Source organism: Streptomyces luomodiensis (assembly GCF_031679605.1).
In the GTDB taxonomy this organism is placed as follows: domain Bacteria; phylum Actinomycetota; class Actinomycetes; order Streptomycetales; family Streptomycetaceae; genus Streptomyces; species Streptomyces luomodiensis.
Map to the genome: position 1 here is coordinate 4,249,935 of NZ_CP117522.1, position 15,559 is coordinate 4,265,493.

The following is a 15,559-nucleotide window of genomic DNA, read 5'->3' on the forward strand; positions in this document are numbered from 1 at the left end:
CGGACTACCGCCTGCGGTCCTCAGCGCATCGGCTTGGGGGCGATGAGGGCGAAGGACGCGCCCTGCGGATCCCGCACCACGGACATCCGGCCCGCCACCATGTCGTACGGCGGGCGCAGCACCGTGCCGCCCGCCGCGGACAGCTTGGCCGAGGACCGGTCGACGTCCCCGACGGCGAAGTAGACCAGCCAGTGCGGGGGCACCTCCGGCGGCATCCCCGCGCGCAGCGGCTGGAGCCCGCCGACCGTGCGGCCGTTGACGGACAGCGCGAAGTAGTCCTCGGCGCCCTCCATCGGGACCGACTCCAGGCCCAGCGCCTCGGCGTAGAACGCCGAGGCGGCCTCCCGGTCGGTGGTGTTGAGCTCGTTCCAGACCAGCGTGGAGACCTCGTTGACCAGGCCCGCGCCAGGGAAGGCGAGCGGCTGCCAGACGCCGAAGACGGTCCCCAGCGGGTCGGTCGCCACCAGCATCCGCCCGAGGTCCGTCACGTCCATGACCGGCAGCAGCACGGTGCCGCCGGCCCGGCTGACGGCCTCGGAGGTGGCCTGGGCGTCGGCGGAGCAGAAGTAGGTGGTCCAGACGGTCGGCGGCGGGGCCTCCTCGCCCACCGACTCCGCGGACATGACCCCGGCGACCGGCTTGCCCTTCAGGGTGCACATCACATAGCCGCCGGTCACCGGCGGACCGGCCGCCTCCTCCCAGCCGAACAGCCCGGAGTAGAAGTCCAGGGCGGCCCGCTGGTCGGGGACCATCAGATCGATCCAGCAGGGTGTTCCGGGCTGATAGGACGTGACTTCGGGCATCGGGCCGCCTCCGTATCGCCACCTCCGGCCGCACGGCGGCCGGACGGGATGCCCCCACGGCCCATTCTCCTCCGGCCCGGCGCGCACGCCACTCGGCGGGGACGGTTCACCGGATGCGGCCCGCGGCCTTTCAGGGAGGCGTGCGCCCGCCTTCCCGCGCCAAAATGCCGCTCGGGCCGGCCGAACGCGCCGGGCGGCGGCCGGCCTTCGGGGCCGACCGCCGCCCGGCGGTGGTGAGAAGAGGGTGCGTCAGGCGCCGACGGCGCTTCCGGCCACCCACTGGTCCCAGTCCATGTTCCATCCGTTGAGGCCGTTGTCCGGCTGGATGGTCTTGTCCTTGGAGTTCTTCACGACGACGACGTCGCCGATCTGGGAGTTGTTGTAGAACCAGGCGCCGTCCGTGTTGGGGTCGTTGGCCCCCTTGGTGTCCGACAGGCCCACACAGCCGTGGCTGGTGTTGACGTTGCCGAAGATGGACTTGGCGCCCCAGTAGTTGCCGTGGATGAAGGTGCCCGAGGTGGACAGCCGCATCGCGTGGGGGACGTCCTTGATGTCGTACTCGCCCTTGCCGTCGTCGTCCGTGAAACCGACCGTCGCACCGTTCATCCGGGTCTCCTTGAACTTCTCGGAGATCACCATCTGACCGTTGTAGGTCGTGTTCTCAGGGCTGCCGGCCGAGATGTTGATGGTCTTGAGCAGCTTGCCGTCGCGGACCACCTTCATCGTCTTGGCCTCGGCGTCGACCGTGGAGACCTGCGAGTGACCGATCTTGAAGGTGACGGTCTTCTCCTGGACACCCTTGACGCCGGACGACGCCTCGACGCCGTCCAGATCCAGCTTCAGGGAGACGGTCGAGTTGGGCTTCCAGTACTCCTGCGGGCGCAGGTCGAGCCGGTTGGCGCCGAACCAGTGGCCGACCACCTGCTGGCCGCTGCTGGAGGTGACCTTGATGTGCGACTCGACGTCCTTCTTGTTGGTCACCGCCTTGTCGAACCGGATGGACACCGGCATGCCCACGCCGACCGTGGAGCCGTCCTCCGGCGTGAAGTTGCCGATGAAGCTGTTGGCGGGCGAGACGGTGGTGAAGGACGAGTTCTCGGTCGCCTTACGGCCCTGGGAGTCCTCGGCGGATGCCGTGATCTTGTACTGGGTGGCCCGCTCCAGCTGGCCGTCCGGCTTCCAGGACGTCTTGTCGGCCGATATGGTCCCGGCCACGGTGTTGCCGGTCGCCGCGGACGTCATCGTGACGGAGGTGAGCTTGCCGTCGCTGACCGTGACCTTGGTGTCACTGTTGATGCCCGCGTTCGTCGCACCGGCCTTCGGCGTGATCTTGATGTGGGCGTCCGACGCGTCCTTGGCAGCCGCCTCGTCGACCTGCGACTGCGACTTGTTCCCGTCGTTCTTGGCGTCGTCGCCGCCGTCGTCGTTCCCGCCGCACGCGGCGAGGGTGAGTACGCCGCTGAGCACGGCGGCCGCGGCCACCAGTGCCTTACGGCGTTTGCCGTCCGTCATCACACGCTTCTCCATTTGACCTGGATCTTGATCCGGACCCCAGAAACCCCGAACCTGCCTGACAAGAACGCCTGTACCTTTTGGCCGGTTCCACGCACGGCGAAACTGTGCGCAAGGCCACTCAGCAAAGACACCGGACAAGCCTAAGACCCGCCGACACCCGAATCCGCACGGCTCGGTTGCCCCGGTCGTCCGGATCACTCGTCCTCATCAAGGTCGTCCAGGTCCTCGAAGGCCCCGGACCACTCGGTGGCGCGAGGATCGTAGTCGACGTGCTCGGTACTCCAGGACGCCTGGGCGAGTTCGACCCCCGGCACGTCCTCCACCAGCTCAAACGGATCGACCAGATAGGCCAGCGCCTCCGCCTCGTCCGACTCCACCATCAGGCGTGCGTGACCCCGCTCCTCCTCGGCCATGGAGGCGTCACCGTCGATGCGCTCGTCCGCCGCGCGCCGCAGCCGGTCCTGTTCGGTGATTTCCACCACGAGGTCCACACGAAGCCGGACAAACCGTGATGTCTCGGTACTCGTCATGCGACGGAGGTTAGGGGGCCGAGCGGTCTCGCTTCCTCACGACCCGCAGTTGTCACTACGATCGGGCGCACGGGGCCAATTTGCCGCAGCCTCAAGGAGGATGCCGTTGTCCGCACGCCGACCGCTGCTGACCGCCGCCGCTGCCGGTTCGCTGCTGTGCGCCCTGTGGTTCGTCCCGTCCGCCAACGCCACGCCGGAGGACCCGGGATCGTCGTCGGCGGCCGCACAGACCGCGCCCTCGTCCGGCTCCGGGCCCAGCACCGAGGCCGTGCCCGACGGGAACCTGGCCGACACCGGAAGCGTGGACGTCACCCCGTACCTCTTCGGCGGCACCGCCTTCCTGGGCCTGGGCGTCGCGATGGTGACCGCCTCCCTGCGGCGCACCCGCCCCGAGGCGTACTAGGGCGTGTTTCGAAAGTCCCGCCTGCCCCGCGACGCCTGGCACGCGCGCTCGCCGCGTTGTCGGGACCGTCCGAGTAGGCCCACTACGAGGACGACCCTCCGCCTTGCGATCACACGCACCAGACGCCGCGGGGCCCGCCCTCCGGGCGGACGGCGCTACTTTCGGAACACGCCCTAGGACCTCACGGGGCGCCCGGGGAGGCGTAGTTGGCCCCGGCCGCTCAGACCAGGTGGCCCGTCACCGACTCCACGGCCTCGATCAGCTTTCCGGATCGTACGAACGCGTCCGCCGCCGCCAGGTCCGGCGCCAGATAGCGGTCCTCCCCCGGCCCGCCGACGCCCGCCCGGCGCGCCGCCGCCAGCACCGCCCGGCTCGCGGGTGCGGGCTCCAGCCCGGTGCGCAGCTCGATGGCCCGGGTGGCGGCGACCAGTTCGACGGCCAGCACGCGGGTCAGGTTGTCCACCGCGGTGCGCAGCTTGCGCGCCGCCGACCAGCCCATCGAGACATGGTCCTCCTGCATCGCGGAGGACGGGATGGAGTCGACCGAGGCGGGCACCGCCAGCCGCTTCATCTCGCTCACCAGGGCCGCCTGGGTGTACTGGGCGATCATCAGCCCCGAGTCCACGCCCGGGTCACCCGCCAGGAAGGGCGGCAGGCCGTGGGAGCGGTTCTTGTCCAGCAGCCGGTCGGTGCGGCGTTCGGCGATCGAGGCGAGGTCGGCCGCCGCGACGGCCAGGAAGTCCAGGACATACGCCACGGGCGCGCCGTGGAAGTTGCCGTTGGACTCCACCCGACCGTCCGGCAGCACCACCGGGTTGTCCACGGCGGCGGCCAGTTCCCGGTCCGCGACCAGCCGGGCGTGGGCGAGGGTGTCCCGGCCGGCGCCCGCGACCTGGGGGGCGCACCGGACCGAGTACGCGTCCTGGACGCGCGGCGCCTCGTCCTGGTGGTGCCCGGTGAGCCCCGAACCCTCCAGCACCCGCAGCATGTTCGCGGCGCTGGCGGCCTGCCCCGGATGGGGGCGGATGGCGTGCAACTCGGGCGCGAGCACCCGGTCGGTGCCCAGCAGCGCCTCCAGCGACAGGGCGGCGGTCACATCGGCGACGGTGAACAGCCGGGCGAGATCGGCACAGGCCATGATCAGCATGCCGAGCATCCCGTCGGTGCCGTTGAGCAGCGCCAGCCCCTCCTTCTCGCGCAGCTCCACCGGCTCGATCCCGTGCTCGGCCAGCAGCTCGGCGGCCGGCCGCACCACCCCGTCGGGCCCCTCGGCCTCGCCCTCGCCCATCAGGGCCAGCGCGCAGTGGGACAGCGGCGCCAGGTCCCCGGAGCAGCCCAGTGAGCCGTACTCGTGGACCACGGGGGTGATCTGCGCGTTGAGCAGCGCGGCCATCGTCTCGATCACCACGGGCCGGACGCCGGTGCGGCCGGACGCGAGCGTCTTCAGCCGCAGGAACATCAGCGCCCGCACCACCTCGCGCTCGACCCGAGCGCCCATGCCGGCGGCGTGCGAGCGGACGATGTTGCGCTGTAGCTGGGCGCGCAGCTCAGGACTGATGTGGCGCACGGCCAGCGCGCCGAAACCGGTGGAGACGCCGTAGACGGGCTCGGGCTTGGCCGCGAGGTCGTCGATCACCTGCCGCGCCGCCGCGACGGCCGCCAGCGCCGCCGAGGAGACCTCGACCCGCGCGGCGCCGCGCGCCACGGCGATGACATCGTCGGCGGTCGTCCCGGACGTTCCCACCACCACAGAGTGCATATCCATATTCAGGAACACTAGATTCTGAATCCGCACCTGTCACCCGGCCGCCGGGAAGCGCCACGGCGACCCGTCGCGGAGAAGCGGCCACCACGGCCGGTCACCGGCGGCGGCCACCACGGCTCGCCACCCGCAGGTGGCGACCCGTCACAGGGACGCGGTCGCGGCGGCCGGTCACCCGCAGGCGACGGCCGGTCACAGGGAAGCGGCCGCCGCAGCCCGTCACCGACGGCAGCCACCACAGCCCGCCACCCAGCAGACAGCGACCTGCCACGAGGAAACGACCACCACGGCCGGTCCCGCGGAAGCGGCCGACGGAAGCGGCCACCGCAGCCCGCCACCCACAGACGGCGACCCACCACACGGATGCGGCCACCACGGCCCATCACAGGGAAGCGGTCGCGGCGGCCGGCCGCCCGCAGGCGGCCACCGGTCGCCGGGAGGCGGCCACGACGACCGGTCACAAGGAGGCGGCCACAGCGACCGGCCACGGACGGCGACCACCGCAGCCCGCCACCCGCCGGCGGCCACCGGTCACGGGGTAGACGGCCACGACGGCCGGCCACGGACGGCGACCACCGCAGCCCGCCACCCGCCGGCGGCCACCGGTCACGGGGTAGACGGCCACAGCGACCGGCCACGGACGGCGACCACCGCGGCCCGCCACCCGCCGGCGGCCACCGGTCACCAACAGACGATCAAGGCGGCCGGCCGCCGGCAGGCGGTCGCGGCGAGCGGTCACCGACAGGCGGCGGTCCGTCACCGGCGGCCGCGGAAGCGGCGGCGCTCCGGGGGGTGGGCGGGGGAGGTGTCGGCCAGCCGGATCACCGGGTCCTCGGGGCCGCCGTCCCGGCCCGCCACGACCGGCTTGGGGGAGCGGGCGGCCTTGGCGCGGTACTGGGCCGCGTCCGCCAGCCGGAAGAGGCGGCGGGCCGACGACACGGGGCCGATCGGATCGCCGGTGGAGGCGATCCCGCAGGCGACGCCCTCGCCCAGCTCCAGCTCGGCGGCCCGGCGGCACAGTTCGTCGGCCACCCGGACCACCTCGTCCGCCGGGGGGCCGACCCCCAGCAGACAGAACTCGTCGCCGCCCAGCCGGGCCACCAGCGCCCCGGGCAGCATCGCGCCGCACAGCGAGAGCAAGGAGCCGAATCGTTCCAGCAGACGGTCGCCGACCGCGTGTCCGAGGGTGTCGTTGACCCGCTTGAGGCCATTGAGGTCGCAGACCACCAGGCTCACCACCGTGCCGTCCGCGTGGTACGCCTCCAGCGCCTCGTCCAGCCGTATGTCCACCGCGCGGCGGTTGCCGAGGCCGGTCAGCGGATCGGTGAAGGCGAGCCGGCGGGCCTCCTCCAGCCGTTCGGTCTGGGCCAGCCCGGCGGCGGTCACCGAGGCCAGCACGGTGGCGAAATCGGCTTCGTCGCGGTCGAAGACGGGGCTCCCGATCGCCCGCGCCACATACAGCTCGCCCCACGCCCGCCCGTGCAGCACGATCGGGGCCACCACGCAGCTGCCGCGGCCCCGCCGCCGGAGGGCGGCCACCCTCCCCCAGCCACCGGCGGGGGGCGCCCCCTGGCGGCCGCGGTGGGGGGCCGAGCCGGGGGGGCCGCCCTCGGCGGTCTCGACCCAGGCGTGCGGCTCCCCGCCCGCGGCCCAGCGCTCGTGCAGGAACTCGGCGATCTCCGGGAAGTCGTGCACCGGATACGACTCGTCCCGCGGCTGCGGCTCCTCGCCCGCCGTCAGCTCGCCCACGTTGACCAGGACCCGCAGCCGCCCCCGCTCGCGCTCCCACAGCGAGATCGCCGCGAAACTGCCGTCGAGGGCGCGGCGGGCGGCCTCGGCCGCCGCGCCCACCGCCTCCTGCGGGGTGTGCGCGGCCGCCATCTCCTGGGCGAGCCCCACGACGGCCCGCAATCGTCCGTCGACCCCGCCGGGCCGTCCGCCGATGTCCCCGTTGTCCGTCACGACGGCCTCGCATTCCTCACGGCACGCACACTCCCGCTCTGCTCTCCAGCGTAAGAACGTCGAGGACATTCCGCTGCGGGCCGTTCACCCCGGGTATCCGGGCGGGCGGTCACCCGTGGGCCTGGCCGGGGAACCGGCCGGGCTTCACTCCCCCGGCCAGTTCGGCGGACGCTTCTCGTTGAAGGCGGCGACACCCTCGGCGCGGTCGCCGGAGAAGGCCACCGTCCGCCACGCCGCGTCCTCGACCTCCAGGCCGGCCCGCAGATCCAGCCCCTGCCCCAGCCGCAGCGCCTTCTTGGCGGCCCGCACGCCGACCGGGGAGTTGCCGGCGATCCGCCGGGCCAGCTCCAGCGCCTCGGTCCGGGCCCCGCCCTCCGCCGCCAGCAGGTCCACCAGGCCCAGTTCATGGGCCTCCCCGGCGGCCACCCGGCGCGCGGAGAAGATCAGCTCGGCGGCGCGCGCGGCACCCACCCGGCGCGGCAGCAGCTGGGTGCCGCCGCCACCCGGGATCACCCCCACCGACACCTCGGGCAGCCCCAGCACGGCGGTGGGGTCGGCGACGATCACGTCACAGGACAGGGCCAGCTCGAAGCCGCCGCCCAGCGCATAGCCGTGCACGGCGGCGATCGCGGGCATCGGCAGCTCCAGCACCCCGGTGTAGGCGGCGCGGGAGACCGGCCGGTGCCGCAGCATCTCGGCGTCGGAGAGGGAGTTGCGCTCCTTGAGGTCCGCGCCGACGCAGAAGGCCCGCTCATGGGTCGAGGTCAGCACGACGGCCCGGACGTCACGGTCCGCCGCCAGCGCCGCGCAGGCCGCCGCGATACCGCGCGCCATCTCGGAGGAGACGGCGTTCATGGCCTTCGGCCGGTCCAGCACCAGCTCGGCCACGAAGCCGTCCCGCCGGACCGCGACCCACTCCCCGTACCGCTGCTCACTCATCCCGCACCCTCCCGGTTAACGACCGTGAACGCATCGTCGGCGATCATTCCAGCTTCCCGGGGTGTCCGGAACCTCATGCCCACCCGGACGGGTCCGGGGCCACCGCCGGGCGGTGGCCCCGGGCGCGGACGGCGCCGCTCGCACGCCCTAGTGGGACCGCCGCCGCCAGTTGAACCACCCCAGCAGGGCCGACTGCTGCTTGGGCCGGCCCTCCCCCTGCTGCCCCGGGTCCGCCCCGGGCCGGAGCTCACCCGCGGCCCCCGTCCAGGCGGGAGGCGGCAGCGGAAGCGACGGGGCGGGCGGCTGCGGGGACGCCCCCTGCTCGGTCCCCATCCCCTGCGGCCCGCCCCGGCCCCCCTGCCTGCCGACGGGGGCGAACCGCACCGGCAGGGCGATCACACCCCGTACGAAGACCGCGGACAGCTGCCCCAGCTCCTCCGGCTCCCCGGCCAGCGCGAGGTCCGGGATGCGGTCCAGCAGCCTCTCCAGCGCGACGGAGGCGATCAGCCGGGCCGTACCCCGGCCGGGGCACGCGTGGGGGCCCGCGCCGAACGCCAGATGGGCCCGGTTGCCCTGCTTGTGCGGGGACCTCAGCAGGGCGTCCCGGTTGGTCGCCGCCAGGCTGATCAGCACGGCGTCACCCGCGCGCAGCCGCTTCCCGGCGAGGTTGGTGTCGTGCACCGGGAAGTAGGGCGTGGTGTTGGCCAGCGGCGGATCGGTCCACAGCACCTCGTCCAGGGCGTCCTCGACGACCATGCTGCCGCCCATGAGGTCCCCGGAGAACCGCTCGTCGGTGAGCAGCACCCGCAAGGCGTTGCCGATCAGACCGGGCACCACCCCGGTCTGCATCCCGATCAGCAGCAGAAGCTGGTCGACCAGCTCCTCGTCGGTCAGCCGCGCCGGATGGGCGATCAGCCAGGACGTGATGTCGGCGCCCGGCTCGCGCCGCTTGAGGTCGACCAGATCGCGCAGCGCCTCAGCGGCGTCCCGGTCCCCGCCGGAGGGATCCGAACCGTCGATGAACACCGCCACGCCCCGCAACAGCCGGTCCATGATCTCCTGCGGGCAGCCGAAGAGCTGACCGGTCACGAGCACCGGGACCAGCGCGCAGTACGACCCGATCAGCTCGGCCTCGCCCGCCCCGCAGAACTGGTCGATCAGCGAGTCGGCGATGCGCTCCACATAGGTCCGCAGCGCGTCGGAGTCGATCCGGCCGGTGCTGTCCTCGATGGCGCCGCGCAGCCGCCGGTGCTCCTCGCCGTCCACGAAGTCGGCCTGCGGCCGGGGCCTGAAGACCTGCGTGGCGAAGCTGGTCCCGGACAGCACGCCCTCGTTCCTGGCGCGCCAGTGGCGGGGGTCCTTGGAGAAGGTCTCGGGGCGCCGCATGATCTCCAGCGCCGCCTCGTATCCCACGCACAACATGGCCGGGACGCCATGGTCCAGCTCCACCGGTGCCAGCGGACCGTGGGCCTCGCGCAGGCGCCGGTAGACCGCGAAGGGATCTCTTCCGAACTCGGGCGCGTGAAGCGGTTCGGCACCGGCCCCCGCGTGGGCGGGACAGCCCGGCGGAGGTAAGGCGCCCGGATGCTGAGCACTCGAATCGTAAAGCTGGGTCACACGGGCTCCTGGACACCGCCGGGTCCACCCCGCGGGCGGACGCGGACGGTGCTACTTCGACGACAGGACCTGGGATCCACCGAGTGGATCTTGCGGAGGTAGGCTAGCCCAACGGGTGCCGCCGACGCGCCCACTTCAGCCATCCGGACAGCGCCACCGAAACGATCCGGACGCCGGCCCCCAACGATCAGAATCGGGCCACCGGAACGAATCCGGCCCCCCGGGTCATGCGCGACGGCTCAGCAGCCACGGCTCCACGACCCCCAGCCCACGCACCGGCCGCTGCCACATCGGCTGGAGCGCGAACCGGTACGACGGCGGCTCCTCGCCCTCCTTCTCGGCCGCCGCGGCCGCCTCGGCGGCCTCCGCCTCCGACACCGGGGCGTCCCCGGTGCGGCCCAGCTCCTCCGCGAACGCGCCGTCCACCAGGACCGCGTTCTTGGGCGCTATGGACGTCAGCCGGCTGGCCAGGTTCACCGTCGTCCCGAAGACATCGCCCATCCGCGTCGTGACGGTGCCGAACGCGATCCCGACCCGCAGCTCGGGCATCGTCTCGTCATGCGTCAGCGTCTCGATCAGGCGCAGCCCGATCTCGGCGGCGATGCCCGCGTCATCGGCCGCGTAGAGCACCTCGTCGCCCAGTGTCTTGATCAGCCGGCCGCCGTGCGCGGCCACCAGGTCGGCGGCCGTGGTCTCGAACGCCTCGACCAGCTCGCCGAGCTCCTCCTCCTCCAGCCGCCGGGTCAGCCGGGTGAAGCTCACCAGGTCCGCGAAGCCGACCGCCAGCCGCCGGTTCACCATCTCCACGTCGTCCGCGGCCTGCACCACCCGGCCGGTCGCGGCCGCGAGCTGGCGCCGGTAGACATAGACCAGGAACTCCTCCAGCTCCGGCAGCAACAGCTCGACCAGCGGATACGCGATCTCGGTACGGCTCATCCCGGTCTCCTGCGGCTCGGTGAGCCCCTCCAGGAACGAGTCCATCTGCCAGTCGGCGAGCCGGGCGGTGGTCTGGCCGGTGGACCGCGCCACCTGGATGGCCATCGGCTCGCTCAGCAGCCCGGCCTCGACCAGACCGGACAGCCGGCGCAGCGCCAGGACGTCGGCCTCGGTGAGCGCCTTGGCCTGGCCGATGTCGGCGAAGCCCATGGCCCGCCAGAAGCGGGTGGCCAGCTCGACCGAGACACCCGCGCTGCGGGCGGCCTGGAACGGGGTGTAGCGCCGCTCGGCGCCGAGGATCAGCTGCTCCAGCCGGAGCGCGATGGGGTCCGGCTCGTCCTCGGGGGCCTCCGCGGCAGCGCGCTCCCGCGCCCCGGTGTCCCGTACGGCGGCGTCCGGCGCGGTGGCGTCCAGCGCCTCGCGCCCCTCGGCCGTGCCGGAACCCGCGTCGTCGGCGGTCACCGCCCGCCCCCTGTCCGATCCCTGCGCACTGCCCTTCCGTTCCCTCTTTCCGGCCCGGTTCCGAGCTCGCCCACGGCCGCCCCGAGCTGGACCGACCGCGACCACGATACGTCAGGTGTGCCGTAGCTCACTCTGTACCGCCGGGGTCAATCCCCCCTCGGTACGGAGCGTAGGTGCACGATGTCACCGGCGGAGACCGGCTCCTGGACCCCGCCCTCGGTGGCCAGGACCAGCCGTCCGTCGCCGTCGATCGCGACCGCCTCGCCGATCCGCTCCCGGCCGCCCGGAAGCTCGGCGCGCACCTGACGCCCGAGGGTCGCGCAGCCCGCCGCGTACGTCTCCTGGAGACCGCACGGCCCGGGGTCGCCCTCGAAGCGGCACCACTCCCCGTACCACTCCGCGATCGAGCGCAGCACGGCCCGCAGCAGCGGATCGCGGTCGGTGGAGACCGCGCCGGCCAGGGCCAGCGACCCGGCGGTGGGCACGGGCAGTTCCTCCGCGCGCAGCGAGATGTTCAGCCCCATACCGATGACCACCGCGTCCCCGGCCCGCTCGGCGAGGATGCCGCCGAACTTCCGCTCCTCGCCCCCGACCGTCAGCAGCAGGTCGTTCGGCCACTTCAGCGCGGTGTCCACGCCCGCCGTCCGGCTGAGCGCCCCGGCGCCGGCGACCCCGGCGAGCAGCGGCAGCCAGCCCCAGCGCTCCGTGGGCACACCGGCCGCGCCGGGCCGTAGCAGGATGGAGAAGAAGAGCCCGGACCGGGCCGGGGCCGTCCAGGCGCGGTCGAGCCGGCCGCGCCCGGCGGTCTGCTCCTCGGCGATGAGCACCGTGCCCTCGGGGGCCCCCGCCTTGGCCTGGGCGACCAGATCCGTATTGGTCGAGCCGGTCAGCCGCACCACCTCGAGCTCGGTCCACAGCCCGCCGGGACGCACCAGCCCCCGGCGCAGCGCGGCGGCGCTCAGCGGTGGCCGCTCCAGGTCGGACCAGCGGTTGTGCGCGTCACCGGGGCTGCCCGAGGTGTCAGAAGGCGTCATGGGGGCCAGCCTAGGGTCAGGAGGTGTGGCCAACGACGCAGTGCCACCAAGCGGTGCCGCAGATACGCTACGTGCCGGTAGCCCAGCCAGCGCAACAGCCGCCAAGCAGCCCGAAGCCCCCATAACTCCCATAGGTCCCGTCTGATTACCTTTCCACCCTCCACCTGAAGAAGTCCGCCGTATCCACCCCCAGGACGAGCAGGAGCCGCATCCCGATGGCCGAGCCGGAGATCGCCCCCGAGATTCCAGACCGTCACACCACCGCGGGGAAGCTCGCGGACCTGGAGCGCCGCATCCAAGAAGCGACCCACGCCGGGTCCGCGCGCGCGGTGGAGAAGCAGCACGCCAAGGGCAAGCTGACCGCACGCGAGCGCATCGACCTCCTCCTGGACGAGGGGTCCTTCACCGAGCTCGACGAGTTCGCCCGGCACCGCTCGACCAACTTCGGCATCGAGCGGAACCGCCCGTACGGAGACGGGGTCGTCACCGGCTACGGCACGGTCGACGGCCGCCCGGTGGCCGTCTTCTCCCAGGACTTCACGGTCTTCGGCGGGGCGCTCGGGGAGGTGTTCGGCGAGAAGATCATCAAGGTCATGGACTTCGCGCTGAAGACCGGCTGCCCGGTCATCGGCATCAACGACTCCGGTGGCGCCCGCATCCAGGAGGGCGTGGTCTCCCTCGGCATGTACGGCGAGATCTTCCGCCGCAACACCCATGCCTCCGGGGTGATTCCGCAGATCAGCCTGGTCGTGGGCCCGTGCGCGGGCGGTGCGGTCTACTCCCCGGCGATCACCGACTTCACGGTGATGGTCGACCAGACCTCGCACATGTTCATCACCGGACCCGACGTGATCAAGACCGTCACCGGTGAGGACGTCGGCTTCGAGGCACTGGGCGGCGCCCGGACGCACAACACCACCTCCGGTGTCGCGCACTACATGGCCGGCGACGAGAAGGACGGCATCGAGTACGTCAAGGCACTGCTGTCCTACCTCCCGTCCAACAACCTCTCCGAGCCCCCGGCCTTCCCCGACGAGGCCGAACTGGAGGTCTCGGACGAGGACCGGGAGATGGACACGCTCATCCCGGACTCGGCGAACCAGCCGTACGACATGCACAAGGCCATCGAGCACGTCCTGGACGACAACGAGTTCCTGGAGACGCAGGCGCTCTTCGCGCCCAACATCCTCACCGGCTTCGGCCGGGTCGAGGGCCGCCCGGTGGGCATCGTGGCCAACCAGCCACTCCAGTTCGCCGGCTGTCTGGACATCGACGCCTCCGAGAAGGCCGCCCGCTTCGTGCGCACCTGCGACGCGTTCAACGTGCCCGTCCTGACCTTCGTGGACGTGCCCGGCTTCCTGCCCGGCACCGACCAGGAGTACAACGGCATCATCCGGCGCGGCGCCAAGCTGATCTTCGCCTACGCGGAGGCCACCGTCCCGCTGATCACCGTCATCACCCGCAAGGCGTTCGGCGGCGCCTACGACGTGATGGGCTCCAAGCACCTGGGCGCCGACCTCAACCTGGCCTGGCCGACCGCGCAGATCGCGGTCATGGGCGCCCAGGGCGCGGTCAACATCCTCCACCGGCGCACCATCGCCGCCGCCGACGACCCGGAGGCCACCCGCGCCGAGCTGATCGCGGACTACGAGGACACCCTGCTGAATCCGTATATCGCGGCCGAGCGGGGGTATGTGGATGCTGTGATCATGCCCTCCGAGACCCGCCGCCACATCGTCCGCGGCCTGCGGACCCTGCGGAACAAGCGCGAGGCGCTGCCCCCGAAGAAGCACGGCAACATCCCCCTCTAGCGAAGGGCTGTTTCCATGATCCGGATTGTCCGGGGCAACCCGACCCCCGAGGAGTTGGCCGCCGCACTGGCGGTGGTGCAAGCACGCGCGGCGGCCGCCACGGCCGCCGCGCAGAACGAGGACGCTCCGGAGGAGTGGTCCGATCCGGCCCGAACCGTCCCCAGCCACCGGGTGCCGCACCCGGGTCCCATGGCGTGGCGCACCACCTACTGGCCCGCCTGAGCCGGCCACCCACCGCACGACCGCCAGTGCTTCGCGCCGGGGCGCCTGAGTACCCGTACTCAGGCGCCCCGGCGCCACTGGCCTCAGGATCGACAGCATGCTGTGGTCCGAGCCGCCCGATGAGCCGCCCGAGGAACTGCGGCGGGCCGAGGCCATGCTCCGCCGGGCCCGCACCGTCCTGACCGTCTCCGTGATGCTCGCGATGTGCCTGCTCAGCATGTGGCGATGAGGCCGGGCCGGAGCAGCCGGCCTTCATCCGGGCCGAACGCCGAGACGTAACCCGGCTGCGAAGCCGGCCCCGGTGCCGGGGCGGGCCCCACGGGACGAGGGACCAAGCCGCGCCGAACCCCTGCCCCCGCCTGGGGGGCGACCGGGTTCGGGGCAGAGCCCTGAGACGCCCGCGGGGGCCCGGCTTACCCTGGTGCGCATGACTGCGCAGCGCACTCTCATCCTCGCCTCCGCCTCACCCGCCCGGCTCGGGCTGCTGAAGCAGGCCGGACTGGCGCCGGAGGTGATCGTCAGCGGGGTGGACGAGGACGCGCTCAGCGCCGAGACGCCCGCCGAGCTGGCCCGGGTCCTGGCCGAGGCCAAGGCCACCGCCGTGGCCGCACTCCCCGAGGCGGCCGGAGCCCTCGTCATCGGCTGCGACTCGGTGCTGGAGCTCGACGGTCAGGCGCTCGGCAAACCGGCGGACGCCGAGGAGGCCACCGCCCGCTGGAAGTCGATGCGCGGCCGGGCCGGGGTGCTGCGCACCGGGCACTGCGTGATCGACACGGCGGACGGCCGCCGCACCTCGGCCACCGCGTCCACCACCGTCCGCTTCGGTGAGCCGACGGACGACGAGATCGCGGCGTACGTCGCCAGCGGCGAACCGCTGCACGTGGCGGGCGCCTTCACGCTCGACGGCCGTTCGGCGCCGTTCATCGACGGCATCGAGGGCGACGCCGGAAACGTGATCGGGCTGTCCCTGCCGCTGTTCCGCCGGCTGCTGGCCGAACTGGACGTGCGGATCACCGACCTCTGGAGCGACGAGGCCCACTGACCCGAAGCGTCGCTCACGCGGGGCTCGGGGCGTCGTGGCCGCCGCCCGCCGCCTCGGCGGTGGGCTCGGCGGGCCGCTCCGGCTCGTATCCCAGCAGGCTCAGCACGATCAGCCCCAGCACCACCATCAGCCACCCGAACGCCAACCAGCCCACCAGGCCGACCGCGAACGCCCCCAACAGCCCGTGCACCACCGCACAGGTGATGAGCAGAATGCGGGCGAGCCGGCCGGGGGCCCGGTCGCGCACGGCGGTGCGCAGCAGCACCACCCCGCACACCAGCAGATAGAGGCCGAAGAGGCCGCCCGCGACCCAGGCGCCGATGGACATCGCGTCGGTGTCGAGGCCGCCCATGGACATCTGCTGACGGTCCACGACCAGGCCGAGGATCCAGTTCAGCAGCGCTATGCCGACCGCTTCGAGCATCAGCGTCACAGCCGCCACCGCGGCCACTGGTCTGCGCGCCACCGCGTCCCCCTCACTCCGTCGGTGCCGAAGCACGCTACTAACGGGTAAGCGCCGC

The 15,559-nt window shown here is 72.7% G+C and carries 15 protein-coding genes; 5 read left to right on the forward strand and 10 right to left on the reverse strand.

Annotation, left to right across the window (positions count from 1 at the left end):
- Positions 1–20: 20 nt before the first annotated feature.
- From PS467_RS17805 to PS467_RS17815, 3 genes are all read right to left on the reverse strand, one after another.
- Complete coding sequence (locus PS467_RS17805; protein WP_311036118.1) at positions 21–803, reverse strand: VOC family protein; 783 nt, start codon at positions 801–803, stop codon at positions 21–23.
- A 249-nt stretch (positions 804–1,052) separates the two neighbouring features.
- Positions 1,053–2,315, reverse strand: coding sequence for a L,D-transpeptidase (locus PS467_RS17810; protein WP_268972558.1), 1,263 nt, complete (start codon positions 2,313–2,315; stop codon positions 1,053–1,055).
- Positions 2,316–2,512: 197 nt separating this feature from the next.
- Positions 2,513–2,848, reverse strand: coding sequence for a hypothetical protein (locus tag PS467_RS17815; protein WP_268972559.1), 336 nt, complete (start codon positions 2,846–2,848; stop codon positions 2,513–2,515).
- Positions 2,849–2,948: 100 nt separating this feature from the next.
- Here PS467_RS17815 and PS467_RS17820 point away from each other — a divergent pair, with 100 nt between their 5' ends.
- Entirely contained in the window at positions 2,949–3,251 is a 303-nt protein-coding gene (locus tag PS467_RS17820) for a hypothetical protein (RefSeq protein WP_311036119.1), read from the forward strand.
- A gap of 220 nt (positions 3,252–3,471) precedes the next feature.
- On the opposite strand, the gene hutH is transcribed toward PS467_RS17820, so the two are convergent.
- From hutH to PS467_RS17850, 6 genes are all read right to left on the reverse strand, one after another.
- Positions 3,472–5,016 (reverse strand): histidine ammonia-lyase, encoded by a 1,545-nt coding sequence (gene hutH, locus PS467_RS17825; protein ID WP_311036120.1) that lies wholly within the window; start codon positions 5,014–5,016, stop codon positions 3,472–3,474.
- Between the two features lie 753 nt (positions 5,017–5,769).
- Positions 5,770–6,894, reverse strand: a complete 1,125-nt coding sequence (locus tag PS467_RS17830; protein ID WP_311039890.1) for a GGDEF domain-containing protein — start codon at positions 6,892–6,894, stop codon at positions 5,770–5,772.
- Between the two features lie 225 nt (positions 6,895–7,119).
- Positions 7,120–7,914, reverse strand: coding sequence for an enoyl-CoA hydratase/isomerase family protein (locus PS467_RS17835; RefSeq protein ID WP_311036121.1), 795 nt, complete (start codon positions 7,912–7,914; stop codon positions 7,120–7,122).
- A 147-nt stretch (positions 7,915–8,061) separates the two neighbouring features.
- Positions 8,062–9,363, reverse strand: a complete 1,302-nt coding sequence (locus PS467_RS17840; RefSeq protein ID WP_311036122.1) for a cytochrome P450 — start codon at positions 9,361–9,363, stop codon at positions 8,062–8,064.
- 393 nt (positions 9,364–9,756) lie between these two features.
- Positions 9,757–10,929 (reverse strand): adenylate/guanylate cyclase domain-containing protein, encoded by a 1,173-nt coding sequence (locus PS467_RS17845; RefSeq protein ID WP_311036123.1) that lies wholly within the window; start codon positions 10,927–10,929, stop codon positions 9,757–9,759.
- A 146-nt stretch (positions 10,930–11,075) separates the two neighbouring features.
- Positions 11,076–11,963: a biotin--[acetyl-CoA-carboxylase] ligase gene (locus PS467_RS17850; protein WP_311036124.1), complete on the reverse strand. Its 888-nt coding sequence runs from the start codon at positions 11,961–11,963 to the stop codon at positions 11,076–11,078.
- 215 nt (positions 11,964–12,178) lie between these two features.
- Between PS467_RS17850 and PS467_RS17855 the strand changes: the two genes are divergently transcribed.
- From PS467_RS17855 to PS467_RS17870, 4 genes are all read left to right on the forward strand, one after another.
- Positions 12,179–13,774, forward strand: coding sequence for an acyl-CoA carboxylase subunit beta (locus PS467_RS17855; protein WP_268972566.1), 1,596 nt, complete (start codon positions 12,179–12,181; stop codon positions 13,772–13,774).
- A 15-nt stretch (positions 13,775–13,789) separates the two neighbouring features.
- On the forward strand, positions 13,790–13,996 hold the full coding sequence (locus tag PS467_RS17860) for an acyl-CoA carboxylase epsilon subunit (RefSeq protein WP_268972567.1): 207 nt from the start codon (positions 13,790–13,792) through the stop codon (positions 13,994–13,996).
- A 97-nt stretch (positions 13,997–14,093) separates the two neighbouring features.
- Entirely contained in the window at positions 14,094–14,225 is a 132-nt protein-coding gene (gene mmpB / locus PS467_RS17865) for a morphogenic membrane protein MmpB (RefSeq protein ID WP_311036125.1), read from the forward strand.
- A 198-nt stretch (positions 14,226–14,423) separates the two neighbouring features.
- Positions 14,424–15,038 (forward strand): Maf family protein, encoded by a 615-nt coding sequence (locus tag PS467_RS17870; RefSeq protein WP_311036126.1) that lies wholly within the window; start codon positions 14,424–14,426, stop codon positions 15,036–15,038.
- Positions 15,039–15,051: 13 nt separating this feature from the next.
- Here the strand turns inward: PS467_RS17870 and PS467_RS17875 are convergent, their stop codons facing one another.
- Positions 15,052–15,504, reverse strand: coding sequence for a hypothetical protein (locus tag PS467_RS17875; protein ID WP_311036127.1), 453 nt, complete (start codon positions 15,502–15,504; stop codon positions 15,052–15,054).
- Positions 15,505–15,559: the final 55 nt, after the last annotated feature.